Source organism: Streptomyces sp. NPDC001617, from assembly GCF_053596855.1.
This window is the reverse complement of record NZ_JBSFHA010000034.1, coordinates 1-21,198: the sequence shown is the minus strand read 5'-3', so window position 1 is coordinate 21,198 and position 21,198 is coordinate 1. Positions and strand designations below refer to the sequence as shown.

Annotated in this window: 12 protein-coding genes and 1 pseudogene; 7 read left to right on the top strand and 6 right to left on the bottom strand. The window is 69.0% G+C overall.

All coding sequences use genetic code 11. The features are described from left to right. Positions 1-5: 5 nt before the first annotated feature. The 6 genes from ACWC09_RS24935 to ACWC09_RS24910 all read left to right on the top strand — a co-directional run bounded on the left by ACWC09_RS24935 (position 6) and on the right by ACWC09_RS24910 (position 10,407). Complete coding sequence (locus ACWC09_RS24935; protein ID WP_450852801.1) at positions 6-1,532, top strand: endo-polygalacturonase; 1,527 nt, start codon at positions 6-8, stop codon at positions 1,530-1,532. Between the two features lie 141 nt (positions 1,533-1,673). After that, positions 1,674-4,499: a glycoside hydrolase family 2 TIM barrel-domain containing protein gene (locus ACWC09_RS24930; protein WP_450852800.1), complete on the top strand. Its 2,826-nt coding sequence runs from the start codon at positions 1,674-1,676 to the stop codon at positions 4,497-4,499. A gap of 118 nt (positions 4,500-4,617) precedes the next feature. Further along, positions 4,618-5,889, top strand: coding sequence for an alginate lyase family protein (locus ACWC09_RS24925; protein ID WP_450852799.1), 1,272 nt, complete (start codon positions 4,618-4,620; stop codon positions 5,887-5,889). A gap of 81 nt (positions 5,890-5,970) precedes the next feature. Beyond that, positions 5,971-8,421 carry an alpha-L-arabinofuranosidase C-terminal domain-containing protein gene (locus ACWC09_RS24920; protein ID WP_450852798.1) on the top strand — a complete coding sequence of 817 codons (2,451 nt, stop codon included), beginning with the start codon at positions 5,971-5,973 and terminating at the stop codon, positions 8,419-8,421. Beyond that, positions 8,415-9,416 (top strand): LacI family DNA-binding transcriptional regulator, encoded by a 1,002-nt coding sequence (locus ACWC09_RS24915; RefSeq protein WP_450852797.1) that lies wholly within the window; start codon positions 8,415-8,417, stop codon positions 9,414-9,416. The genes ACWC09_RS24920 and ACWC09_RS24915 overlap by 7 nt, the downstream gene beginning before the upstream one ends. A 52-nt stretch (positions 9,417-9,468) precedes the next feature. Further along, positions 9,469-10,407, top strand: a complete 939-nt coding sequence (locus ACWC09_RS24910) for a glycosyl hydrolase (RefSeq protein WP_450852796.1) — start codon at positions 9,469-9,471, stop codon at positions 10,405-10,407. 18 nt (positions 10,408-10,425) lie between these two features. Here ACWC09_RS24910 and ACWC09_RS24905 read toward each other — a convergent pair whose 3' ends face one another. Then, entirely contained in the window at positions 10,426-12,426 is a 2,001-nt protein-coding gene (locus tag ACWC09_RS24905) for an RICIN domain-containing protein (protein WP_450852795.1), read from the bottom strand. 17 nt (positions 12,427-12,443) lie between these two features. Beyond that, complete coding sequence (locus ACWC09_RS24900) at positions 12,444-13,820, bottom strand: glycoside hydrolase family 43 protein (RefSeq protein ID WP_450852794.1); 1,377 nt, start codon at positions 13,818-13,820, stop codon at positions 12,444-12,446. A gap of 533 nt (positions 13,821-14,353) precedes the next feature. On the opposite strand from ACWC09_RS24900, the gene ACWC09_RS24895 reads away from it, so the two are divergent. Next, positions 14,354-14,485 (top strand): hypothetical protein, encoded by a 132-nt coding sequence (locus tag ACWC09_RS24895; protein ID WP_450852793.1) that lies wholly within the window; start codon positions 14,354-14,356, stop codon positions 14,483-14,485. A 460-nt stretch (positions 14,486-14,945) separates the two neighbouring features. Here the strand turns inward: ACWC09_RS24895 and ACWC09_RS24890 are convergent, their stop codons facing one another. The 4 genes and pseudogenes from ACWC09_RS24890 to ACWC09_RS24875 all read right to left on the bottom strand — a co-directional run. Further along, a complete protein-coding gene (locus tag ACWC09_RS24890) occupies positions 14,946-18,140 on the bottom strand; it encodes an RICIN domain-containing protein (RefSeq protein WP_450852792.1) in 3,195 nt (1,064 codons plus the stop codon). A gap of 4 nt (positions 18,141-18,144) precedes the next feature. After that, positions 18,145-19,983, bottom strand: coding sequence for an amylo-alpha-1,6-glucosidase (locus tag ACWC09_RS24885; protein WP_450852791.1), 1,839 nt, complete (start codon positions 19,981-19,983; stop codon positions 18,145-18,147). A gap of 109 nt (positions 19,984-20,092) precedes the next feature. Continuing rightward, positions 20,093-20,935 (bottom strand): carbohydrate ABC transporter permease, encoded by an 843-nt coding sequence (locus ACWC09_RS24880; protein WP_450852790.1) that lies wholly within the window; start codon positions 20,933-20,935, stop codon positions 20,093-20,095. Then, positions 20,932-21,177 (bottom strand): annotated as a pseudogene (locus ACWC09_RS24875) (sugar ABC transporter permease); the annotation flags it as partial. The pseudogene ACWC09_RS24875 and the gene ACWC09_RS24880, both read right to left, overlap by 4 nt. Positions 21,178-21,198 lie beyond the last annotated feature (21 nt).

The following is a 21,198-nucleotide window of genomic DNA, read 5'->3' as shown; positions in this document are numbered from 1 at the left end:
CGCACATGAACACGAACCTGTCCCGTCGCAGAACCCTTCAGGCCGCGGGAGCCGCTGCCCTGGCCGCCGGCCTGACCTCCCTGACCGCCACGGCGGCCCACGCGGACGACGACACCACCCCCGAGCCGCAGCTGGTCACCTACCCGATACCGTCCGGCGTGGGGATCCAGGCGAGCTTCAAGGTGAGGGTGCGCACCGCCCCCGACGGCGAGTGGCAGACCCTCTCCTGCTACGCGCCGGGTACCAAGGAGATCAACCCCACCACCGGCTCCGGCAAGGTCTGGGGCTCCTCGATGGTGTACTTCGACTTCTGCGGGCCGGTCGAGGTGGAGGTCACCTACCTCAAGGGTGGCACCACCAAGGCCCGGGTGCGGCCGAACTCGTACGGCATCACGCCCGAAGTCGGCGGAGACACCGTGGTGTTCACGCTCGACGAGCCGAAGGACGTCATCGTCCAGATCAACGACGAGATCTTCGACTGCCTGCACATCATCACCAACCTGGTCGAGAAGCACGCGCCGTCCGCCGACGATCCGGACGTCCTCTACTACGGCCCCGGCCTGCACACCGTCCCCGGCAACATCCTCACCGTCCCCAGCGGCAAGACCGTCTACCTGGCCGGCGGAGCCGTCCTCAAGGCGCAGCTCGACGTCAAGGGCGTCGAGAAGGTGACCGTCAAGGGCCACGGCGTCCTGCTCGCCCCGACCTCCTCGGTCGGCGGTCTGCGCATCGAGAACAGCAAGAACTGCCGGGTCGACGGCGTCATCTTCCTGGCGAGCGGCATCGGCTTCGGGCAGGCCGAGAACGTCCACGTCCACAAGACCCGCGTGTTCACCTGGGGAACGTGGGGCGACGGCTACCCCATCTACTGCTCCAAGAACCTCACTTTCGACGGCTGCTTCGCCCGCACCTCCGACGACAGCTTCTCCATCTACGCCCACCGCAACGACTTCTACGGCGACACCAGCGACCTCACCATCAAGAACTGCACCCTGTGGGCGGATGTCGCCCACCCGATCCAGGTCGGCACGCACGGCGACACCGACAACCCCGACGTCATCGAGAACCTGCTGATCAAGAACGTCGACATCCTCGACCACCGCGAACCCCAGATGAACTACCAGGGCTGCATCTCCCTCAACGCAGGCGACTCCAACCTGATCAGGAACGTGCGCGTCGAGGACGTCCGGGTCGAGGACTTCCGCTGGGGCCAACTCCTCAACTTCCGGGTCATGTTCAACACGAAGTACAACACCTCGGTCGGCCGCGGTATCGAGGACGTCTACCTCAAGAACCTCACCTACACGGGCACCCACGCCAACCCGTCGCTGTTTCTCGGCTACGACGCCGACCACGCCATCAAGAACGTCACCTTCGAGAACCTCGTGGTCAACGGCGTCGTCATCGCCGACACGATGCGCAAGCCCGGCTGGTACTACACCACCGACACCGTGCAGTGGTACGCCAACGAGCATGTGACGAACCTGAAGTTCCTCACCACCGCCGAGGCCCAGGCGGCCGCCGCGTCCTGAGCGCCCTGGACCGTGCTCCCCGCGCGGAGTGCCGCAGAACCGCCCGTGTCCGGCCTGCTCCATCCCTCCCGCCCAGCACGCGGTGGGTCCTGCGTGACCAGGCCGAAGTTCACCGCCACGTCAAGAGGAGCCGGAACCCGTATGACCGATCCGCTGACGACCTTCAGCCCGGGTGAGGGCCGAAGGCCCCCGAGGGCCGCATTCCGCTCGGACGCTCCCCGGCTGATTCTGGACGGCGACTGGAGGTTCCGGCTGTCGCCGTCCACCGCCGAGGCGCCGACGGGCATCGAACGGCCGGACTTCGACGACTCCGGATGGGACGAGCTGCCCGTCCCCGCCCACTGGCAGTTGCACGGTCACGGTGCCCCGATCTACACGAACATCGCCTATCCCTTCCCCCTGGATCCTCCGTACGTCCCGGACTGCAACCCCACCGGTGACTACCGCCGGGCCTTCGACCTTCCCGAGGAGTGGGGCGGTCCGGGGGCGGTCCTGCGCTTCGACGGGGTGGACTCCTGCTTCACCGCCTGGCTCAACGGGCGGGAACTGGGGTGGTCCACCGGCAGCCGGCTGCCCACCGAGTTCGACGTCACCGGGATCGCCCGGCCGGGCCGCAACGTCCTCGCGGTCCGTGTCCACCAGTGGTCTCCCGGCAGCTACCTGGAAGACCAGGACATGTGGTGGCTCTCCGGCATCTTCCGCTCGGTCACGCTTCTCGCGCGTCCTCTGGGAGCGCTCGACGACTTCTTCGTGCACGCGGACTTCGACCACACCACAGGCCGCGGCACCCTGCGCGTCGACACCTCCGCACCCGCCCGGCTGACCGTCGAGGAGCTCGGCCTGCGGGACGTACCCGCCCAGGGGCCGTACGACGTCGAGGCGGTCGAGCCGTGGACGGCCGAGACTCCCCGGCTGTACGCAGGTGAGCTGCGGGCCGGGGGAGAGACGATTCCCCTGCGGTTCGGCTTCCGTACCGTTGCGGTCGAGGACGGGCTGCTGAAGGTCAACGGCCGACCCGTCCTGCTGCGGGGCGTCAACCGGCACGAGTTCCACCCCGACCACGGGCGCGTCCTCGACGAGGAGACCATGCGCGAGGACATCGTGCTGATGAAGCGCCACAACATCAACGCGGTCCGCACCAGCCACTATCCGCCGGACAGCCGGTTCCTGGAACTGTGCGACGAGTTGGGCCTGTGGGTGATGCTGGAGTGCGATCTGGAGACGCACGGCTTCTCCCTGCTGGGCGACTGGCGCGGCAATCCCAGCGACGACCCACGCTGGCGCGAGGCGTACCTGGACCGTATGCAGCGGACGGTCGAGCGGGACAAGAACCACCCCAGTGTCGTCATGTGGTCGCTGGGCAACGAGGCCGGTGACGGCTGCAATCTCCAGGCCATGGCGGAGTGGGCCAAGCGGCGCGACCCGGACCGGCCGCTGCACTACGAGCACGACTGGGGCAGTCGCTACACCGACGTGTACAGCCGTATGTACACCTCCCACGAGGAGCTCGACGCCATCGGGCGACGCGCGGAGGAGCCGCTCGCCGACCCGGTCGCCGACGCGCGGCGGCGCGGGATGCCGGCCGTCGTCGTCGAGTACGCCCACGCCATGGGCAACGGTCCCGGCGGACTCGCCGAATACCAGCGCCTGTTCGAGAAGTACGAACGATGCATGGGTGGCTTCGTCTGGGAATGGATCGACCACGGCCTGCGCCAGGACGGTCACTTCGCCTACGGCGGCGACTTCGGCGAGGAACTGCACGACGGCAACTTCGTCTGCGACGGCCTGGTGTTCCCCGACCGCACCCCCTCGCCGGGCCTGGCCGAGTACAAGAAGGTCGTGGAACCGGTGCGCATCACGATGGCACCGGACGGCATCGAGATCGCCAACCTCCACGATTTCCGAGACCTCTCCCATCTGGTCCTGACCTGGTGTGTGGAACACGAAGGGGAGAAGACCGCCTCCGGCGACCTGCCGCTTCCGGCGATTCCCGCGGGCAGCCCTCCGGCCCGGTTGCCGTACCCCACGACGGACACCACCGGCACACTCACCGTCAGCGCCCGCCTCGCCAAGGACGAGCGCTGGGCCGCGGCCGGCCATGAGATCGCCTGGGCCCAACGTGTCCCCGAGCCGATTTTCGCGCGCCGACCGACCCGCGGGACCAGGCCCGACCCCGGCCTGTTCGACACCCGCACCGGTCGGCTGACCCGGCTCGGCGACCTGCCCGTCACTGGCCCCCGACTCGACCTGTGGCGGGCGCCGATCGACAACGACCGGCTCGGCCACGATCCGGTGGCGGACACCTGGCGGCGCTTCGGCCTGGACCGTCTGCACCACCGCCTGCTCGGCATGGACACCGAGGACGACACGCTGGTCGTACGTACCAGGGTCGCCCCCGCCGGCACCGACCTCGGCATGTACGCCACCTACTACTGGCAGGACACCGACGAGGGACTGTGCCTCACCACCGAGATCGAACCGGACGAAGGCTGGCAGGACGTCCCGCTGCCCAGGCTCGGACTACGGCTGGCCCTGCCCGTCTGGATCGACCACGTGACCTGGTATGGGCTGGGCCCCGGGGAGGCGTATCCGGACAGTCGCCGCGCCGCACGCCTGGGCCGGTACAGCGGCACCGTGGACGCGCTGCAGACTCCGTACGTCTTCCCCCAGGAGAACGGCAGCCGGGCCGACGTCCGCTGGGCGGAGCTCACCGGCCCGCGCGGGGGACTACGCGTCACCGGTGACCCGACCCACCACCTGACCGCCCGCCGCTGGACCAGCGAGGACCTCGACACCGCCCGGCACACCGACGAACTCCGGCCCACAGACGCCGTACACGTCAACATCGACCTCGCCCAGCACGGACTGGGGTCCGCCGCGTGCGGCCCCCGCGTCCTGCCGATCCACCAGCTGACCGCCCGGTCCGCCACTCTCAGCGTCACGTTGTCGGAGATCCCCGGCAGGTGATCACCGAGCCGCGTCCACCGGCCGGTTCACCCCTCAGGCACCCCCCCACAGTTCGACCGAATCGACCTCGCCCCCGATCAGAGCCGTTCGGGCCCGTCCGATGGGAGTCGCACATCCCATGAGCCGCAACGATCGCCCCCCACATGGTCATGACACACCCCAACTCCTCCCTACCGAGCTGCTGAGCCGACGAGGCATCCTGCGCGCCGCCGGCGGAGTCGCTCTCGCCGGCGCGCTCGGTGCCGCCGCCGTACGGCCCGCCATCGCCGCGCCGTCTGTCTGGGCCCACCCCGGCGGGCTGCACAACGCCGGCGACATCAACCGCGCCAAGGTCAGAGTGGCCGCGGGTGCCGACCCGTGGTACTCGGGCTGGCAGCGCCTGGTCAACAACTCCCACTCCGCGTCCACCTGGACGGCCAACCCCCAGTCCATCATCTACCGGGGAAGCGGGACCTCGAACAACTATCCGGTCCTCTATAACGACATCGCCGCCGCCTACCAGAACGCACTGCGCTGGCTGATCAGCGGTGACACAGCACACGCGGACTGCGCGGCCGCGATCTGCAACGCATGGTCGAGCACGCTGACCTCGATCCAGGGCACCACCGACGCGGAGCTGGTCGCCGGCATCCAGGGCTGGCAGTTCGCCAACGTGGGCGAACTGCTGCGCGACTACAGCGGTTTCGACCTCGAGGCCTTCCAGCAGATGATGCTGAACGTGTTCTACCCGATCAACCACGGCTACCTGAGAGACCACAACTTCGCCTGCATCACCAACTACTGGGCCAACTGGGACCTGTGCAACATGGCGTCCATCATGGCCATCGCCGTCCTCTGCGAGGACGGCGCCAAGTTCGACGAGGCCATCACCTACTTCCAGAGCGGCGCGGGCAACGGCTCCATCGAACACGCCGTGCCGTACCTGTACACCGACGACAACGGCTACGGGCTGGGCCAGTGGCAGGAGGCCGGCCGCGACCAGGCCCACAGCATCATGGGGGTCGGCCAGATGGGCACGCTCTGCGAGATGGCCTGGAACCAGGGCGTCGACCTGTACAGCGACGACAGCAGGAGGTTCTTCCAAGGGGCCCAGTACGTCGCCAAGTACAACATCGGCCAGGACGTACCGTTCACCACCTACAGCTGGGGCAGCGGCCAGAACTGCGCGTACAACGAGCAGACCGTGATCTCCGAATCCGGCCGCGGGCAGATCCGTCCGGTGTGGGCGATGCTCCACTTCCACTACCACGGACGCATGGGCTGGAGCGACGAGTATCTCGCGTCCATGTACTACGACTTCGTCGGAATCGAGGGCGGCGGCGGTGACTACGGCTCCACCAGCGGCGGCTACGACCACCTCGGCTTCGGCACCCTGATGTACGCCAAGTAGTCCCGGGCGGCCCCGCGCTCCCCCGCGGGTCCGCCCCGTCACACCGTGCACGCAACGCCACACCCACGCAGGAGTATCTCCGTGCCCGACGCCAGCCCCCCTGCCGAGACGGTCGTCGAGGTGGACACCCGCGCCCCGGGCACCGCCATCTCCCCCGATCTGTTCGGCGCGTTCTTCGAGGACCTCAACCATGCGGCGGACGGCGGGCTGTATGCCGAGCTGGTGCAGAACCGGTCCTTCGAGTACGGTCCGGCCGACCGTCCCGATTGGCACTCCCTCACCGCCTGGGAGCTGCTGGAGCGGGAAGGCGCCGCCGGATCACTCACAGTCTCCACCGACGACCCGCTGCACCCGGCCAACCCGCACTACGCCGTGCTGACCAGCACCAGCACCACTGCCGGTGCGGGGCTGCGCAACGAGGGGTTCGACGGCATCCCGGTCCGGGCGGGGGAGACGTACGACGTGAGCGTCTTCGCCCGCCTGGCCGGGGGCACCGCCGTCCGGCTGGTCGCGCGGATCGAGAGCCGGGACGGCAAACATGTGCACGGGCAGGCGGAGTTGGGCCCGCTGGACGGCTCCTGGAGGCGCCGCACGGTGCTCATCACCTCTGAAGTCACCGACCCGGACGCCCGCTTCACCCTCACGGCCACCGGCCCCGGCACCGTCCACCTGGACCTGGTCTCACTCTTCCCGCAGAACACCTTCAAGGGCCGTCCGGGCGGCCTGCGCGCCGACCTGGCGCAGGCGATCGCCGACCTGAGACCGAAGTTCCTGCGCTTTCCCGGTGGTTGCCTCGCCCACGGACAAGGACTCGGCAACATGTACCGCTGGTCGGAGACCGTCGGCCCGCTGCATGAGCGCAGGCAGCAGTTCAACATCTGGCGCTACCACCAGTCGATGGGCCTCGGCTACTACGAGTACTTCCAGTTCTGCGAGGACATCGGGGCCAAGCCGGTGCCCGTGGTCCCGGCCGGGGTCTGCTGCCAGAACAGCGACGTGCCCGGACAGGTCGGTATCCCCGACGAGGAGATGGACGCCTACGTCGCCGAGGTGCTGGCGTTGGTGGAGTGGGCCAACGGCCCCACCGACTCCTGCTGGGGCGCCCTGCGTGCCGCCGCCGGACACCCCGAGCCGTTCGGCCTCGAATACCTGGGCGTCGGCAATGAGGACGCCATCACCGACACCTTCCGCGACCGCTTCTCCCGCATCCATGACGCCCTGCGCGAGCACCATCCCGAGATCACGGTCATCGGCACCCTCGGCCCGGCGACCTTCGGCGAAGACTGGGAGAAGGGCTGGGCGTTCGCCCGTGAGCGGAACCTCCCCGTCGTCGACGAACACTCCTACAAATCGCCGCGCTGGCTCCTGGAGAACTCCCGCCGCTTCGATCGCATGGACCGCGAGGGCCCGCACCTGTACATCGGCGAGTACGGCAGCTGGCGCAACGACGGCCGTAGCGCCCTCGCCGAGGCCCTCTACATGATCGCCATGGAGCGCAACGGCGATGTCGTCCGGATGGCCTCCTACGCCCCGCTGCTCGCCAAACGCGAGCACACCCAGTGGCTGCCCGACCTGATCTACTTCGACAACACGCACGTCTGGACCACCCTCAACTACCACGTCCAGCAGATGCATTCGCTGAACTCGGGCGACACCGCGCTGCCCGTCACGGCCACCGGAGCGCCCGAAGCACCGGCCGTCCAGGTGAGCGACCGGCACGACATCCGCATCGGCACCGGATCCGACACCCGCGCCGAGTTCACCGACGTCCTCTGCGCCCCCCTGGGCGAACAGCCCGCACCGGCCCCCGATTTCCGCACCTGGGATACGCGGGACGGTACTTGGGATCTGAGCGGCGAGACCGCGGCCGGATCGGGCGCCGGTTTGCTGCTCACGGACGCGGTGCGGGGAGCGTCGTACGCCTTCTCCGTGCGGGCGAGGAGGACGGACGGCGCCGAGGGGTTCGTCCTCTGCTTCACCGGGACGACGGCCGACCGCCGGTACCAGTGGCGGCTCGGCGGCTGGGACAACCGGGCGACCTGGCTCCAGCGAGTGGACGACGGCGTGGGGGAGGACCTCGGCGAGCGGGTGCTCGAAGGTGTGCAGAGCGGGCGTTGGTACGACCTGCGGGTGGAGGTGGACGGACTGCGCCTGCGCTGCTTCCGCGACGGCGCGCTGCTGCACGACGTCGAGGACGTCCGGCCGGACCCGGAGGTGTTCGCCGTCTCGGCCGTCCGCGACAGCGGCACCGGCGAGGTCATCGTCAAGATCGCCAACACCACCCCCGACCCGGTCACCGTCCGCCTCCGCCTGTCCGGAGCGGAGGGCACCACTGGCTACGACCGCACGACCCTCACCGTCACCCCGGACGCCACCAGCCGATACGGGCCCGCCCCGGCCACGCCCGCCCACGACCGGCTGACCGGCCCGGTCTGCGCCGTGCCGGGGCACTCCTTCACCGTTCTGCGTACGGACGCGCGGCTTAACATGCCAGTGGGTTCCCGGACCACAGACCAGGGGCGAGCGTGGTAACGATCCAGGACGTGGCGAAGGCGGCCGGAGTCTCGCCGATGACCGTGTCGAACGTCATCAACGACCATCCGAACGTCCGCCCGTCGACGCGCGAGAAAGTCCTGGAGGCGATGGCCCGGCTCGACTACCGGGTCAACGTCGCCGCCCGCAACCTGCGCAAGGGCCGCACCGGGATCATCGGTCTCGCCGTTCCCGAGGTCAACAGTCCCTACTACGGACGGCTCGCGGCCGCCATCGTCGCCGCCGCCGAACGGCGCGGCCTGCGGGTGAGCATCGAGCAGACCGCTTCCCGGGAGAACGAACTGGACGCGCTCTCCCTGTCCCGCAACCACCTGTACGACGGGCTCATCCTCACCGCCGCCGGCATGAGCCAGGCCGACGCCGAGCGGCTCAAGGTGGAGCACCCGGTGGTCGTCCTCGGCGACCGGATCTTCGGCGGTCCCGTCGACCACGTCGCCATGCCCAACCTGGAGGCGGCCCGGGCGGCCACCAGCCATCTGATCGAGCGGGGCTGCAGGCGCATCGCGTTCCTGTGCGGGGCGCTGGAGGAGGTCGACACCTCCAGCTTCCGCCTCACGGGCTACCGGCAGGCGCTCGAGGGTGCGGGCCTTCCCGTGGACCGCGCCCTGATCCAGCAGGTGGACCGGCTCGGCATGCGCGAAGGCGCACAGCGCGCCCGGGAGATGACGGAGAGCGGGCTCGACTTCGACGGAGTGTTCTGCATCACCGACTCCCTGGCCATGGGCGTGCTGCGGGGGCTGGCCGACGTCGGCATCCGGGTGCCCGACCAGGTCAAGGTGATCGGCTTCGACAACGTCTCGGAGAGCGAGTTCTTCATCCCCTCCCTCTCCACCGTGGACCCGGACCACGACGGCATGGCCGAGCGTGCGGTCGAGCTCCTGGTCCGGCACATCGAGCAGACCGGGCCCTCGACGCGGCACCAGGACTACGTCGGCGACTTCGCCCTGGTGGTCCGGGAGTCGACGGGCGGCTGAACACGCCGCGCCGCACGAGCAGGAACCACGAGCACGAACAAGGGAGAGCCCTGTGAACCCCGTGGCCGACGCGCCACTCTTCCGCGACCCGGTATACGACGGCGCCGCCGACCCGGTGGCCATCTGGAACCACCAGGCCGGCGAATGGTGGCTCGTCTACACCAACCGCCGCACCACCGCCCCCGGCCCAGGCGTCTCCTGGGTCTACGGCACCGACCTGGGCGTGGCCGCATCCGCGGACGCCGGCCGCACCTGGACCTATCGCGGCACCCTGACCGGCCTGGAGACCGAATGGGGCCGCAACACCTTCTGGGCGCCGGAGATCATCTGGCACGACGGGCTGTACCACATGTACGTCAGCTACATCCGCGGCGTGCGCGACGACTGGAATGGCGCCGCCTCCATCCGCCACTACACCAGCCCCGACCTGATCGACTGGACCCATCACGGTGCTCTGGATCTCGGCTCCGACCGGGTCATCGACGCCTGCGTGTTCCCGCTGCCGGACGGCGGATGGCGCATGTGGTTCAAGGACGACACCCACGGCTCGCTCACCTGCGCCGCCGACAGCCCCGACCTGTACCACTGGCGGCCCATCGGCCTGGCGATCGGCCATCGCCCGCACGAGGGCCCCAATGTCTTCGAACTCGGCGGCTATTACTGGATGCTCGTCGACGAGTGGCGCGGCCAGGGCGTTCTGCGGTCGGACGACCTGACCATCTGGGAACACCGGGGCCTGATCCTCGACAAGCCCGGCAGCCGCCCCGACGACGGGACCATCGGCCTCCACGCCGACGTGGTCGTCCAGGGTGAGACCGCGTACGTCTTCTACTTCACCCACCCGGGTCGCGTCGCCCCTGTCACCGACGACGACGGCACCTACACCACCCGCCGCTCCTCGCTCCAGGTCGCCGCCGCACGGGTCGTCGACGGCAGCTTGCGCTGCGACCGCGACGAACCCGTACGGCTCGATCTGTCCGCTGCTTCCTGACCGGCGGAGCGCCGTTGGTCAGTTGAGGGTCCATTTCTGGTTGGTCTGGCCGTTGCAGGTCCACAGGATCAGCTTGGTGCCGTTGGCGGTCGCCGCCTCCGAGGCGTCCAGGCAGAGGCCGGACAGGTTGTTGGTGACGGTGCCGTCGGAGTGGACGGTCCATTTCTGGTTGGTGCCGCCGGTGCAGTCCCAGATGATGACCTTGGTGCCGTTGGTGGTGCCGCTGTTGTCGGCGTCCAGGCACTTGTTGCCGTAGACGACGAGTTCGTCGCGTGTGGTGTGGGTGAAGGTCTGGTTCTGTCCGCCTGCACAGTCCCAGATCTCCGCCTGGGTGGCGTCGGTGATGGTGTTCTTGGCGAGGTCCACGCAGCGGTTGGAGGCCGCGCCGACGAGGGCGGTGCCGTCGGTGCCGGGGATGTCCTGGACGCGGATGGCGTCGATGTCGGGCGTGATGCTGCCGGAGACGGCCGCGAAGCGCACGGTGTTGGTGCCCTTGGCGAGGTGGGCGAGCACGGACACGGTCCGGTAGGTCGAGGACGAGCCGGTTGGCGGGAAGGAGACCACGTACGTGTACTGGCCGCCCACCTGGATGGTCGCCTTGCCGGCCGTGCTGCCGCCGTTGGCGTAGGTGACGTCGATCAGCTTGGTGCCGGCCGAGGAAGCGGTGACGCCGGTGAAGGCGGGCGTGGTGGCCGTGGTGGTGTCCTCGTACGTGGCTCCGGACGCCTCGGTGCCGGAGACGGTGAGCAGGACGGCGTCGTTCGCGGGCACAGTGGTGGTGTAACCCGTGGTGAACGAACCGGCGTTGGTGGCGCTCCACACGTCGCGTACGGAGGCGGCGGCCGAGGTGAGGCCCAGGTCGGCCCAGCGGACCGTCATGGACGCCGCGGAGCCGGTGCGGTTGAGCAGCAGCACCGCGCGCTTGCCCGTGCCGGCGAGGACCTTGCCGTACACCTGCAGATTGCGGGTGTCCTCGGCGACCTTGACGCCCTGCAGCCCGCGCGGGTCCTGGTCGATGGCGAGGACCTCGCGGTTGGTGAGGATGTCGCGGGTGGTGGTGCTCATCGTGGCCAGGTTGTTGCCGGCGAGCAGCGGGGCGCCCAGGATCGACCACAGGCTCATGTGCAGCCGGTTCTGGGCGGCGGTCAGGCCGCTCATGCCGGTCATCATCATGTCGGGGTCGTCGTAGTAGCCGGTGTGCTGGGCGGCCGGGTGCAGGGCCCGGTCGAAGTTGGTGAGCATCATGGCTGTCGTGGGGGTCTGGCCCCACAGGATGACGTCGGTGCTGGTGCGCCACAGGTCGCCGTAGCCGGTGGCCCAGTTCCACGGCAGTCCGCTGCCCCACTCGCAGAAGGACAGTGCGAGCTTGTGGCCGGTGACGGCGGTGGCGGCCTCGTTGGCGGCGGCGATGGCCTTGTACGTGGCCTCCTGGTCGAGGCCCTCCACCCGGCCGCCGCACCAGTCGATCTTGACGTAGTCGAAGCCCCAGTTCTGGAAGGTCTCCAGGTCCTGCTGGTAGTGGCCCTCCATACCGGTGTTGGGGGCGGCGGCACGGGTGGTGGGGTAGTAGTAGCCGCAGCCGTTCTTGCCGGCGTCGGTGTAGATGCCGGCCTTGAGGCCCTTGCTGTGGATGTAGTCGGCGACGGCCTTCATGCCGCTCGGCCACAGGCCGGCGTCGACGGCGATGGTGCCGTCGGAGTTGCGGGCGCCCTGCCACCAGCCGTCGTCGAGGTTGACGTACTGGTAACCGGCTGCCGCCATCCCGGAGGAGACCAGGGCGTCCGTCTGCTGCTTGATGACGCCGGAGTCGATGCTGCTGGCGAAGCTGTTCCAGGACGCCCAGCCCAGCGGGGGAGGGGTGACGGCCGTCTGCGTGGTGCTGACCGCGGCCGGCTCGGCGTGCAGCGACGCCGGTGACTCGCGGTCGGCCACGGCCGTCAGACCGGCCAGACCGAGGGCGAGGGCGAGGACGCGCACGGTGACGCGTCTGGCCCAGCCACGCGCGGAGGTGTGGGACATACGGGTGCCTTCCATGGTCAGTACCCGACCCGGAAGGTCGCGTCCTGCCGGTCCGTCGTCGTGGAGATCGGGTCGATGCGCAGCACGTAGTTCGAGTGGCGGATGTAGCGGGTCGGGTAGTTGTACGACCGGAACGACGCCCAGCTCGCGTCCGCGAGGCCCGGTGTGCGGTAGAAGGTCGCGTCGGCGGCGAACGTCGACGTGCCGTCGTTCACGTCCAGTTGGAGCGCGTAGTTGTAGTGCCGCAGGTAGCGGGTCGGGTAGTTGACCGACCGGAAGGAGACCCCGGAGCTGTCGGCGAGCCCGGGGACCAGGGTCCACAGGGAGTCCTTGTACGGCTCGATCGGGTACGTGTCGATCCGGCCCACATAGTCGGAGTGGCGGACGTAACGGGCCGGGAAGTTGTACGACTTGAGCCGGTTCCAGGCCGGGGTTCCCCACTTCGCGAGGAGGTTGTTGTACTCGGTCGTGGTGATCGTCGTGATGCCGCAGTGCTTGGAGTTGACCGGCTGGGTATAGGTCCTCTGGTCGAGGGCCGTCCAGGTCCCGGAGGCGAGACTGCCGGTCTGCCAGGCGTAGAAGACGCCGTTGGGAGTGTAGGTGTCGCCCCAGAGCCACCAGGTGCCGGAGTTCAGGGACTTGACCAGCGTCGGTGCCTCGGTGCCGCCGTGCGACACGCCGGTGCTGTACTCGGTGAAGCTGCCCGGGTTCAGGGAGGTGGATCTGGCCCCCCTCAGCGTCTGGCTCCCCTTGAAGTAGAGGTAGTTGTAGCCGTCGACGCCCACGGCCAGGTCGCCGTCGATGACGTCGTAGCCGGGGTCGAAGAACACCTGCGGGGCGGAGGCCGTGACGAAGTCGCTGGTGTAGTTGATCATGATTACGTTGTGCCCGCTGCTGTTCACGGCCGAGTAGATCACGCCGTACTGACCGCGGCCCGCGTCCCAGAAGGCCTCGGGCGCCCAGCTGTGGGTGTTCATGTCGTGCAGCTTCATCCGCCGGTAACCGGTGAACGTGCGCAGGTCGGGGGAGTCCCAGACGTGGATGTACTGACTGACGTAGGTCCAGTCGGTGCCCTTGAGGTCCGTGGCGAGCACCACGAAGGTGCCGTCCTGCTTGCGCAGGATGAAGGGGTCACGCAGGCCGAGGTCGCCCGCGGTGGGGGTGACCACCGGGTTGTTCTGGTTGAGCGGCGTCCACTCGAGCGCGTCGGGGCTGACGGCCAGGTGCAGGCCGTAGTCGGTGCCGTCGCCGAGGTTGGTCGACTCGGTGAAGTAGCACATCACGTAGGCCGAGTCGGCGGCGTAGGCGGTCCCGGCACCGAGGGCCAGTGCGCCGGACATGGCCAGGGGGGTTGCTGCGGCCATGCCGAGGAATTGGCGGCGGGAGGTGGTCATGCGTGCTCCAAGGGGGGTGTGCGGCCCATAAATTCAGCAAGCGTCGATCGATATACCGAACATGGTTCGGTGAATCGGTCAGAAGGTAGGGCGTGGCCATGCGCGCGTCAATCACCTGGAACATCATTGGTGCAATCCGTGCGCACGGGGGGCCACCCTCCCCGGGACAGCAGGGACAACCCCATGGTCTTCTTCACCCTGCGCTGAGGCGTGGGACTGTCGCCACATGCAACGCCGGCACCGCCTGGATGGCGCCGCGCACGCCCCGTTTCCGCAGCCTCAAGCGTCCATCGCTGTCTGTCCGACTCGTCACGGTCCGCCACGACCACCTCCGTGGACCTGCCGCCCCGGCCCGGCGCCAGAGCGAGGTCCTGGCGGCCGCGGAGCAGGAGTTCCCCACGCCCCGCGATGGGTGTACGACACTTCGCGGGAGTGCACGACGCACAGCGCGAGCTGGACGTTCCGGGTCTGGGGATCGGCGGTCAGGCAGAGGGAGGGGGCGGCATCGCTGCGCAGCAGACCGTCGAACTCGTATGACGCCCTGGGCATGGGTGCCGGGCTCACCCGGTGAGGCGGAGGGCCCGGACGCGGTGCCGGGTGGCGTGGTGGGGCTGGAGGAACTGTTGGCGGGAATACCCCAGGTGGGGGTGACCGAGCCGGGCTGACCGCTGTCGTCGGACCAGTTGTGGGCGGCCAGGACGGCCACCAGCAGGGCGAGAGAGGTCAGAGCCACGGCGGCGGCTGCGCGATGCCTCTTCTCGGTAGCGGTGCGGTGCCGGACGCCTGCGGTCGGACCCGTCGTCCCCCGTTCCTGTGGGGGTGCCCATTCCTCGGGGCCGCCCCGGCCGGGGCGCGTAGCCAGATGGCGGCGGCCTCCCCGGCCGAGGACCGCGTCGGCGAGCAGGACTCCCAACCCGCCTTCGAAATGCTCGAGTTGGTCGGCGGCGACCCGGCAGTAAGGGCACCGCGCCAGATGCTGCTGGACAGTCCCCTCGGGCTGGGGGCTCTGGTCCGCACGTGGAGAGGGCCACGACTGGGGGGCGTGGCCCTCTCACGGGGTCCTGCAGGGGAGCGCGGTCTGTCTCTGCCGGCCTGGCCGGAAGGCTCAGGGGGATCCGCTGCTGGTCAGTCCTTTCCGGTGAGCCGCCAGATCTGGTTCTTCTTGGTGGTCAGCGTGCTGCCGGTGTCGCACGTCCATTGGTGGACGAGGGCGCCCGGTGCGGTGGAGATGTCGCTGACGTCGACGCACTTGCCGCTGTGGACGGCGACGAGCTGGTAGTCGTGGCTGTTGCCGAGCGCGGTCACCGCGCGCAGGGTGAACCGCTGGTTGTTGCCGTCGTTGCAGGTCCACTGCTCGACGATGGCGCCGTCGGCCGTCGAGAGATTCGCGACGTCCAGGCACTTGCCGCTGAAGTGGTTGACGACGGTGTAGGTGTCGGTCGTGCCGGTGACGGGGTGGAAGTCGAAGACCTGCTCCTGGCCGCTGCCGCAGGTGTTCTGCTGGTACTGGGTGCCGTTGGCGGTCGACTGACCGGGGTCTTCGAGGCAGAGCCCGCTGTGCTGGGCGACGGCCGTGGAGGAGAACCCGGTCGAGGCACCGATGTGCAGGCTCGTCGGTGCGAGGGAGACCTGGTCGAGGTGGGGCGCGGAGCTGGACCGCATGGGCTGTCCGATGTCGCTGCCGCCGCCCGAGTAGACCACGCCGATGGTGGTGCCGTCCCAGTTGTACAGCTGTGAGGCGGTGAACTTAACGGTGTTGGCGCCCTTGGTGAGGGTCACGGGGACGGTGTAGTTCTGGAACTGGTTCCAGTGCAGGGTGCTGGCGAAGTTGACGCGGGTGGCGGTGCCGCCGTTGACGCTGACGTCTGCGTGCTCGGCGTACAGGTCGGGGTTGTAGTGGTTGGAGGGCAGTTCCTCGGCGTTGGCGTAGCGCATGGTCATGGCGTAGGTGCCGGCCGTGGGCGCGTTGACGTTGAGGGTGAGGGAGTTGGCGGTTCCGTTGCCGATGCCCTTGACGACGCCACCGTTGGCCTGGGTGTAGGTGTTGTCCACGGCCGCGGTACCGGTGAGGGTGCCGTTCTCGGCCTGGTAGGTGACGACGTTGCCGGTGGTGATGGGGTCGGTGGCGCTGAACGGGGTGACGGCCAGGTCGTCCAGGGCGAGGGTGCCGCTGGTGCCGGTCACCTTGACCTTGTTGATGCCGCCGTTCAGGTACACCCGGTTGGTGGAGGTGGACCAGGCGCCGGTCGTCGCGCCGGAGAGGGTCTGGTCGTTGACGGTCTTGCCGTTGACGGTGAGGTCGGCCTGGCCGGTGTTGCGGAAGCGGGCGGTCAGGTCCGCGTAGCCGTCCCGTGCGGAGTAGACCCAGAAGGTGGCGGACTTGCCGGAGGTGAGGTTCACCGCGCCGGCGCCGGACTGGCCCTGGGCGGTGTAGGTGGCGGTGGCGCTGTCGGAGAGGTTGGCCTGCTCGGCCTCGTAGAGCGTGGTGCCCTGGACGGAGGCGTCCTTGTACTGCAGGTCGATCTTGTCGATGATCGCGTCGCCGACGGTCGTCGCGCCGTTGTCACCGGTGGTGGCCAGGCTGATGGTGTGGCTGCCCGCGGTGAGGTGCACGGTGGCGTCATCATGTCCCCACACCACCCACTGGAAGCCCACCGGGATGTCGATCCTGGTGGAGGCGCCGCCGTCGACCCGCGCGTAGATGTTCGTCGGGCCCGTGACGTCGGCGTCCTTGGCGTAGCTGTTGCCGAACACCGACAGGTTGTAGTCGCCAGTGGTGGGGACGGAGACGTTGAAGGAGATCACCGTGGTCGAGCCGGTCCGCAGGCCCCCGACGTCCTTGGTGCCCGAGGTGGCGAACTTGCCGACGTTGCCGGTCGTGCCCTCGGTGTTGATGTTGTAGCCGCTGCCGCTGAGCGTGGCAGTCTCGGCCTCGTACGTGGCCCGCCAGGTGCTGTCGGAGGCGGTGCTGCTGCCGGTGCCGCCCGGGGAGACGATCACCTCGTACGCGGACATCGCGTCGAGGGTGATGGGCACGGTGATCGAGCCGTCCGAGCCCACGGTGACGTCGGCGTCGGAGAGCCGGGTCGGGGTGGATGCCGCGCCGATGTAGCCGCTGTAGCGGTCCTGGAAGACGCTGACGTGCACGGTGCTTCCGAAGACGGCCGGGTCGATGTTCTTGATGACCGTGTCGGAGGCACCGCTGGTGCCCCCGCCGGCGAGGATGACACGGGCCTGCTTCTTGGCCGTGTCCAGACTCGCCAGGCCCTGCAGGGTGTAGGCGGCGTTGGCCCCGGTGCTGGTGACCTTGACGGTGTTGCCGCCCTTCATGGAGCTGTACCAGTTGTACAGCCACCACTGGGCGTTGGGCGTGTTCTGGGCGGCTGCGGAGTCACCCAGGTTGCCGTTGATGTTCCAGTACGGCAGGTTGCCGTCGACCTTCTCGTCCTCGATCGCCCCGATCCACTGGACCATCTGGCCGGGGTCGGTCAGGTGGTAGCGGTGGGCGTACTCGTTGAGGTTGACGGGGATCGGGGAGGTGATCCCCGCGGCGGTCTCCGCGGCACGGTAGGTGTCGACGGTGCTGCGCACGTCCGCCGGACTGCCCAGGGTGTGCCAGGTCGTGACGTCGGGCAGGCAGTTGTTGGCCTTGCAGTAACTGAGGAAGCCGTTGAAGGCGAAGGAGCTGTAGCTGGAGAGGTTGGGCCCTGCCAGCCGCGCCGCGGGCCAGATGCCCTTGATGAAGTTGTAGGTCTGGCGCCACTCGGAGTTGAAGTTGGCCAGCGTGGTCGAGTTGCTGCGCATGCCGCTGAACCAGTTGAGGTCAGGCTCGTTGTAGGGGATGAAGACGATGTGGCTCGCGTACGGGCTGGCCATCGCCTGCTGGACCTGGGTCCTCATGGTGTCCTGGTAGGCCGCGTAGCTCGTGCGTTCGTAGTTCGCGCGGTACACGTCCGTCATGTAGATGAACTCGTCCCCGCCGCCGCTGTCCACGAAGGGCTTGGCGATCTCCAGGGCGTCCGAGCCGGGGTGCTGCTGACCGTCCTGGTACTTGGTGTTGGTGGTCTTCAGCCCCATCCCCTCGATGAGGTTGTTGGTCGGCACGTCCTGACCGTAGAGGCCGTACAGCGCCCCTGAGGCGCCGCCCCGGAAGGCTCCGGTGGTGGTGCCCAGGTCGACGGTGAGGGCGGGGGTGGCGGCGGAGGCAGGCGTCGCCATCACGGTGGTGACGCCCGCTATGACGGTCAGCGAGAGCAGCGACTTGGCGATGCCGTGGAGAAGGTGTCTCGTGGTCGAGCGTCTTTGCCCGAGTCTTGGCATGTGCTTATCTCCCTTCAGGGATAAGGCTGGTTGTTGCTGCGCCGGCCCCCGTGCCGGACGTCTGGATGGGGTGTTGCCCGCGGGCCGGCGGGCGGTGGTGTCTCGCCCCGGTGTCCGCGCGGTGAAGGTGGTCGCGGGCGAGCAGCAGATAGCTGCTGGCGGTCCAGGTGTAGGCGCGGTCGCGTAGCCCTTGACCGGTCAGGGCGTCGAAGTTCTCGGCGAAGCCGGAGGTTTCGCACAGGGCGCGGAAGCGGGCGCTGATCTCGTCCGCGAGGTGTTCGTGTCCGGCGCGGCGCAGGCCGTCCTCGACGAGGACGGTGGCGGGGGCCCAGATCGGGCCGCGCCAGTAGCCGTCGGGCTCGTAGTGAGGGGAGCCGGGGTGTTCGGTCGCCAGGCCGAACGCGGTGAGGTGGGTCTCGATCCGTTCGGCCAGCCGGTCGCGGACCTTGGCGGGCAGGCGGGCGCCGAGCACGATCGGCATCAGGTCGAGCAGGCTCGCGCTCGGGGAGAGGGCGCCGCCGTGCGCCGGGCGGCTCAGGAACCGTTCGCCGTCCCACAGCTCGTCCAGCAGAGCGGCCTGGATGGCGTCGGCTGTCTCGGTGCGGCGCCGGGCGTCGTCCGGGAAGCCCAGTTCGCCGGCCAGCCGGGCCAGTTCGTCGAGCTGGAGAATCAGTATCGCGGCGAGGTCGGCGGTGACGGCGAGGCGGCCGGGGTCGAAGGTGGTGGCGTTGTCCCAGCCGCTGTCGTTGCCGTGCTGGTAGTGGGGCAGGGCGGCGCCGGGTGCGCGCCGCGCGGTGAGCCAGAAGTCCGTCCAGCGGGTCAGCCTGTCGTACGCCTCGGTCAGTTGCGCCGGCGTGAGCGGCTCGGGGAGCCGTCGGCGCAGCTGGCCGAAGGCCCAGCCGTGGATGGGTGGTTTGACGAAGTTGTAGAGGACCTCGGAGTGGGTGACGGAGTCGGGCAGCGCGCCGCTGTCGTCCTGGTGGTCGAAGGGCAGCGAGAACTGGTCCCACGCAAGGCCGGGGCAGCCGGGCGCCAGGGCGAGGGCGTTGAAGCAGTGGTCCCAGCTCCAGACCTTGTCCATCCAGTGCTTGGACATCAGCACGGCGGGCCGGGGGACCAGTCCCGCCGGGCGCACGGTCGCTGACCACACCACATAGGCGGCGAGTTGGGCGGCCGGGGTGGCGGTCGAGCGCCACGGGGCGACCGTGTCGACGCACTCGGCGAACGACTGCCGCGCGGCCTCCATGACCTCGCCGAACGTCGACGACGAGCGGAAGGGCAGTCGCGCACTGTCGAGTTCCTCGACCGCGACCTCCCACGAGCCGTTGGCCCCGGCGGTGACCGTGAGACCGCGGTCAACGGGGCCCAGGGCCTGGGCGCCGGACACCTCGGAAACCGTGCCGGACAGCACGGTGATCCGGTAGCGGCGCCCGGTCTCGTAGGAAGTGAACACATGCGCGTCGTCCACCGGGTCGCGGTAGAAATACGTCCCGCTGAAGGGGGTCAGGGCGTGTGCCGTCGCGGTGATACCGAACCCGAGACCGGTGCCGTGCACGCGTACGGTGTCCGGCGACTCGTAGGCCAGGTCGATGCGCCCGTCCGTGCCGGTCCAGCTGAGCAGGCCCGGGGTCGCCTCGACGCGGGTCTCGGCGCGGTCGCGCGTCGCCGGGTCCAGGGGGACCAGGCGCAGGACGGCGTGCATGCCGTTCTGGTGCGAGACGAGGTGGAGGTCCTCGGCGCGTGTCTTCTCCGCCAGCACGGGAGAGATGCCGAACCAGGATCCGTGCGCGCTGAAGGGGATGTCGTGAACGGAGAAGGGCGGGCCGGTTGGGGCGGCGGTCATGAAGCGGGACTCATTTCTTGAGCGGGGGCGGTCGGCGGTCTGCCGGGCGGGTCGACGGCGCTCGCGCGGCGGCTCATGGAGAGCGCGGCTGCGTGCGGGCGGTCCGGTGTCAGTCCTTGACGGCACCGGCGCTCACGCCGGCGGCGACATAGCGCTGGGCGAGGACGAGGATCACCGTGGCGGGCAGGGAGGCGACGACGGCGGTGGCCATGATGGCGTTCCACTGCTGGTTGTTGTTGCCGATGTAGTGGTAGATGCCGAGGGTGATCGGCTCGTGGGTTCCGCCGTTGGCGAGGGTGTTGGCGAGGACGAAGTCGGACCAGGACCACAGGAAGGCGAACAGGGAGACGGTGACGACGGCGTTGCGGCTCATCGGCAGCACGATCGACCGGAAGGTGCGTGCGGGTCCGGCGCCGTCCATCTGGGCGGCCTGGAGCAGTTCGCCGGGGATGCCGGACATGAACGCGGTGAAGATGAGGACGGCGAAGGGGACGGCCAGGGTGGAGTCGGCGACGATCAGTCCGGGCACGGACTGGAGCAGGCCGAGTTGGAGGTAGATGGCGTAGAAGCCCATCGCCATGATGATGCCGGGGATCATCTGGGCGGCCAGCAGGATGAAGCTCAGGATGCCGCCGCCGCGTGGGCGCAGCTTGGCCAGCGCGTAGCCGGCGGGTGCGGCCAGCGCCACCGTGAGGGCGACGGTGCCCAGGCCGATGACGAGGCTGGTGCCGAGGAAGGGCAACTGCTGGTCGACTACGGCCCGGTAGCCCTCCAGGGTGGCGTGGGCGGGGAACAGGTCCGGCGGACTCTTGCGCATGTCCTGGTCGCGGGTGAAGGACACGTTGAGCATCCAGTAGACCGGGAAGAGCATGATCGCGGTCAGCAGGAGGCCGGTGGCCGTCTTCCCCCAGGTCCGGCGGCGTCGGTTCAGGACTGTCTGTGCACTCGTCATGCCAGTGCCTGCTTTCGCTGGACTCGGACGTAGACCAGTCCGAAGACGAGGGCGGCGACGACGAGCAGGTTGCCGACGGCCGCTCCGGGGCCGAAGGCGGGCAGCAGGTTGCCGAAGCCGAGCTGGTAGGACCAGGTGGCGAAGGTGGTGGAGGAGTCGGCCGGGCCGCCCTTGGTCATGATCCAGATGATGTCGAAGACCTTGAGCGTGTAGACGAGCCCGAGCAGCAGGGGTCGACTGGATCACGTCAGACGGACAGCTGC